The organism is Streptomyces sp. NPDC007896 (genome assembly GCF_042959425.1).
GTDB lineage: Bacteria > Actinomycetota > Actinomycetes > Streptomycetales > Streptomycetaceae > Streptomyces.
Genome location: NZ_JBIBKX010000049.1, coordinates 1 through 4,411, shown reverse-complemented (window position 1 = coordinate 4,411; position 4,411 = coordinate 1). Strand labels below are relative to the sequence as shown.

Sequence of the window (4,411 nt, the reverse complement as noted above, 5' to 3'; positions counted from 1 at the left end):
TGACGGCGAGCGGGGTTCCGTGACGGTCGACGATCAAGTGGTGCTTGGAGCCGGGGCGGGCCCGGTCGACGGGCGAGGGGCCGACGTGATCCCCCGTCACCGTCTTCGTGGCCTCGTAATGAGGCTCCCGGCCTTCGGCCGAGCAATCGTCAAGACCTGTGGATTAGTTGTACGGCTCGGATCGTTCCTCGGCTGCGTGATGCTGGAGGCCGGAGTGTGCCGGCTCAGTCCTTGATTGGCTCGACCTGAATGGGGTCTGATCCCAGGTAGAGCATGTACCCCGCGTACTCCATGTCCACGTCCATCCGCTCTGGTGGCACGACGTAGAGTCTTGCGATAGGTGCGGGAGCCCAGCCCAGGTTGCGTGGAGGGTCGTACTCCTCGTAGTGCCCTACGTAGAGCCTGGTCGGCGGGATGGACACGTCGCAAGCGTCTCCAACCCGGAGCGTGGAGGCTGCCGGCGAGAGATGAAATGGGCTCCATTCCTCATGGGAATCCGCGTGCGGGAGTGCGACTTGCCCGTTCCAGCGGAAATTGGAGGAATTGTCGATCGCTCTCCACGGCCATTCCAGTGTGATGTAGCGATCTGCCCCGACCACCCGAGTGGATGCTGGCTCACAGGAGACGATCACTTGGTCGCCGATCCGAGGAACCATGTCTGATCACCTTTGTTCCGGTGGTGGATGTGGGAGGGGTGTCTTACCTTCGCGCTTACGCGGCCTGCTCCTGGCGCTCGACCAGGATGCCACTCTCGAACCTCGCGCCTGCCCGGACCAGGGACACCAGGTGTGCTCCGGTGATCGCCCGCCAACGGGCTTGCGCGGATTCGACGAGCTTGAAAACCATCGCGAGTGCTGCTGCGGGGCTGCCAGCGCCGCGGGTGACCTTCGTCCGCAGCTTGACCGTGGAGAACGTCGACTCGATTGGGTTGGTCGTCCGCAAGTGGATCCAGTGCTCGGCCGGGAAGTCGTAGAACGCGAGCAACTCGTCCACGTCATCGGTGATCTTCGCGACGGCCTTGGGCCATTTGGTTCCGTAGGTGCGGGCGAACCCCTCGACCGCTTTCTCGGCGCGAGCTCGGTCCTCGGCGTTGTAGATCTCTTGCAATGCTTTCGTCGCGCCTGGCTGCGCGGACTTCGGCAGACAGTTGGTGACATTCCGGGCTTTGTGAACCTAACACCTTTGATGCCGTGCGGCCGGGAACACCTCGACGAGCGCCTTCCACAGACCCATCGCTCCGTCGCCGACGACCAGCTCCGGATCGCGCATGCCACGTCGGCGGCAGTCGCGCAGCAGGTCGGCCCACGACTCGGTGGACTCTCGCAGCCCCTCGGCCAGAGCAATCAGCTCCTTGGTGCCGTCCAAACGGACACCGAGCAGGACCAGGACACAGGAGTGGGTCTGCCCGAGCCGGACCTTCGGGTGCACTCCGTCCGCCCACACGTACACGAAGTCGCGGTCCGAGAGGTCGCGTTGCTGAAAGGCAGCGTGGTCGTCCTGCCACTGTTTCGTCAGCCGGGTCACGGTGGCTGGCGACAGGCCGGCCGCGCCGCCAAGGAACTGCTCCAGCGCGGGCACGAAGTCGCCGCTGGACAGGCCGTGCAGGTAGAGCAGCGGCAGCACCTCGGCGATCTTCGGCGACTTGCGGCACCACGGTGCGAGGATCTTCGAGGAGAACCGCTTCCGCTCGCCGGTCGCCTCGTCCGTCCGCCGGTCGTTCACCCGTGGTGCCCTGACCTCGACCGGTCCGGCGGCGGTGACCACGGTCCGAGGCTGATGGTGGCCGTTGCGGACCACCAGGCGCCGGCCGTGTTCGTCGGTTTCGGCAGCCAACTCGGCTATGTACTGGTTGACTTCCGCCTCCAACGCGGCAGCGAGCATGCGACGGGCGCCTTCCCGCACGATCTCGTCAATCAGGGAGCCGGACTGGGTCGAGCCGTCGTCGGTGACTACGCTGAGCACGGGCGTGCCTTCCCGACCCGCGCGCCAACGCGGGCCTACTCGGAGACCATCACAGGATCATTCGGGAAGGTACGCCTTCCGCGTCCCCCGTCGATCCACAGGTTCTGAGCATTGCTCCGATGATCGGCTTGACGCCGTCGACACCCTTTTGGCACCTGATGGAACTCGTACGCACCGAACATGTTTCCGTGGTCGCTCATGGCGACAGCCGGCATGCCCTGACGCTCAACTTCGGCGAACATCGGCTTGAGCTTCTGCGCGCCGTCGAGCATCGAATATTCGGTGTGATTGTGCAGGTGAACAAAGGAATCCGTCACCGGGAGGGCACCTCCGGAGTCGTGGGAAGGACTTCACCCTAGCCCCCAAACGATGATCAGATCCGGCCCTGAAACGACGTCAAAGCCGTCTCGGCCAAGCCCTTCCCGGGTGACCTCGCACTCTCACAGAACGAAGTCGAAACGCCCCTCGGCGTGGCGGCTCGTCCCGTGTAGGAAGCGATCTTCAAGAGCCCGAGACAGCCCGGAATGCCTCAGTCAGTGAGCGTTGCGGGGATGCCGCCAACATCTCACGAGAGTGGCCGATTTCAGCCGTCTCGCCCGGCTCCGGAACGCAGTCGGGTGCAAGAGCAGACCGGGTCGTCGCCCAGTCCGGCAGCAGACGCCTTGAACCCGCTCACGCGCGATGGCGACGACGGCTGAATCGTCCCCGGGCTACGGGGACGGGGGCGTTCGCGCCGGGTCGCGGAAAACGTCCGGGCCGCCTTGTGCCGGACCGGGCCTGGCAGGCGTTCTGGCAGCACTGCGAAGACTGCGCCGACTGCGATCCCTCCGGATTCCCCTGCCGGACCTACGGCACGCTGTGGTAGTCCGTCGCCAGGGAACGGGCCGCTTCCTTCCGCCCCGTCCCTAGCGGGATCGGCCCCGCCGACCTGCGCATTGCCACCGACGACATCGCCACCATTGGGAGTTCGCGAGGCGTCCGCGCCTTCACATCGTGTCGTTGGTGGTGGGAGCTGGCGAGCGGCGGTAGTGGTCCAGGGCTGCAGCGTGCTCGTGGTACGGGATGCGCGGGATCCGGGAGACGAGGGACCACATCGTGCGCTCGGCGGCGATTTCCTTGGGGATGTCCAAACCGAGGGATGCGGCCAGCGGGTGTCGTCCGACGTTGACCAGGGCCCGGACGGCGGCCGCCCATTCATCTGTGGCGCTGACGGCGCAGCGGTACCAGACGGGGATGAGGGCGGCGAGGACGACGGCGGTGGTCGCTGCGGCTGTTGCGCCGGTGGCAGTGGAGGTGAGGGTCACGGCCGCGGCGAGCAGTACGGCGAGGTGGCCGTAAAGCAGGCAGACGAAGAAGTCGACACTGGTGCGTGCGGTGTCGACCTGGCGACGCGCCTGTTCTGGGGCGGTGGCGGTCAATTCGTTCCACAGGAGCTGCGAGTCCAGCTGGTATCGGTCGTAGGCGTAGACCTCGAATCGGCGGATGGCATTGCCGAGTCGGGTCGGCGCGAGGTGGCCGTCGCCGACCGGGTAGCGGGCGAGGCGTTCTTGCAGGAGGGCCCGGCGGGTGACGGTGCTGCGCTGATCCAGGCTGCGATAGCGGGCCAGGTGAGGGCTGTGGCGCAGGAGCGTGAGATCTGCTCTGTCGACGGCGGACAGGTTGATGCCGGTGGCACGGCGTTCGAGGCGCATGAGTAGCAGCCGGTCGGTCAGGTCACGTCTGATGGCCTGATGGCGGCGGCAGCCGTATTCGTACGCGAGCGAGGGCCACAGCAAGTAGCCCTCCAGGATGCGGTAGAGGGGGTTCTGCAGGGCGTTGAGTACCAGCCCCAGCATCAGTGAGGCGGTGAGAAAGGCCAGCGCGCCGCGTTCTTCGGCCAGGCCCCATGCGTGTTCGAACGGCGGGACCTTGCGAAGGCTGGAGAGCAGGGTGGTGGTGAGAATGGCGAGGTTGAGCGCGGTGGGCAGCACCCACCCGACCAGCAGACTCCAGGCGCCTCCCAGCGCCCCCTTGGCGATGTCCCCCATCAGGCGTCAGCGCTCCGTTGTGCATGGAGAGGAGCGGTCGGCTGGGTGGGCGGTGGGGCCGGCCATTCGTCATCATCCGGGGCGGGCGAGGGCCCAGGCGAGGTGTGCAGGGTCCCGCCGCCCAAGGGGTGACGAGCGCGGTAGGCCTCCCGGTACGCGGCCGGGGACGTACCCAGCTGTCGGCGGAAGTGACCACGCAGGGACACCGGTGAGCGGAAGCCGCAGCGTTCGGCGATCTCGTCGAGTGAGTACTCGGAGGTCTCCACGAGGCGCTGCGCCTGGAGAACTCGCTGAGTGGTCAGCCACTGCAGCGGGGCGCTGCCCGTCAGCGAGCGGAACCGGCGGTCGAAGGTGCGGCGGCTCATGTACGCGCGTGCCGCCAGCGTCTCGACGTCGAACTGCTCGTGGAGGTGCTCCAGCGC

The 4,411-nt window shown here is 66.7% G+C and carries 3 protein-coding genes and 3 pseudogenes; all 6 read right to left on the bottom strand.

Translation table 11 applies throughout. The features are described from left to right. Positions 1 to 97, bottom strand: a pseudogene (locus tag ACFZDJ_RS54945) (IS5/IS1182 family transposase); the annotation flags it as partial. A gap of 127 nt (positions 98 to 224) precedes the next feature. After that, complete coding sequence (locus tag ACFZDJ_RS54940; RefSeq protein WP_130330709.1) at positions 225 to 422, bottom strand: hypothetical protein; 198 nt, start codon at positions 420 to 422, stop codon at positions 225 to 227. Between the two features lie 289 nt (positions 423 to 711). Then, positions 712 to 1,962, bottom strand: a pseudogene (locus ACFZDJ_RS54935) (IS256 family transposase). Between the two features lie 115 nt (positions 1,963 to 2,077). Continuing rightward, positions 2,078 to 2,279: pseudogene (locus ACFZDJ_RS54930) on the bottom strand (PHP domain-containing protein); the annotation flags it as partial. 669 nt (positions 2,280 to 2,948) lie between these two features. Continuing rightward, complete coding sequence (locus ACFZDJ_RS54925) at positions 2,949 to 3,989, bottom strand: hypothetical protein (RefSeq protein WP_391070814.1); 1,041 nt, start codon at positions 3,987 to 3,989, stop codon at positions 2,949 to 2,951. Continuing rightward, positions 3,989 to 4,411, bottom strand: a 423-nt coding sequence (locus ACFZDJ_RS54920) for a helix-turn-helix domain-containing protein (protein WP_391070812.1), incomplete at its 5' end; no start/stop codon positions are given. The genes ACFZDJ_RS54920 and ACFZDJ_RS54925, both read right to left, overlap by 1 nt.

Coding starts and splice junctions, on each gene's coding strand:
- ACFZDJ_RS54925 (WP_391070814.1), bottom strand. CDS start 3,989: ATGGGGGACATCGCCAAGGGGGCGCTGGGAGGCGCCTGGAGTCTGCTG.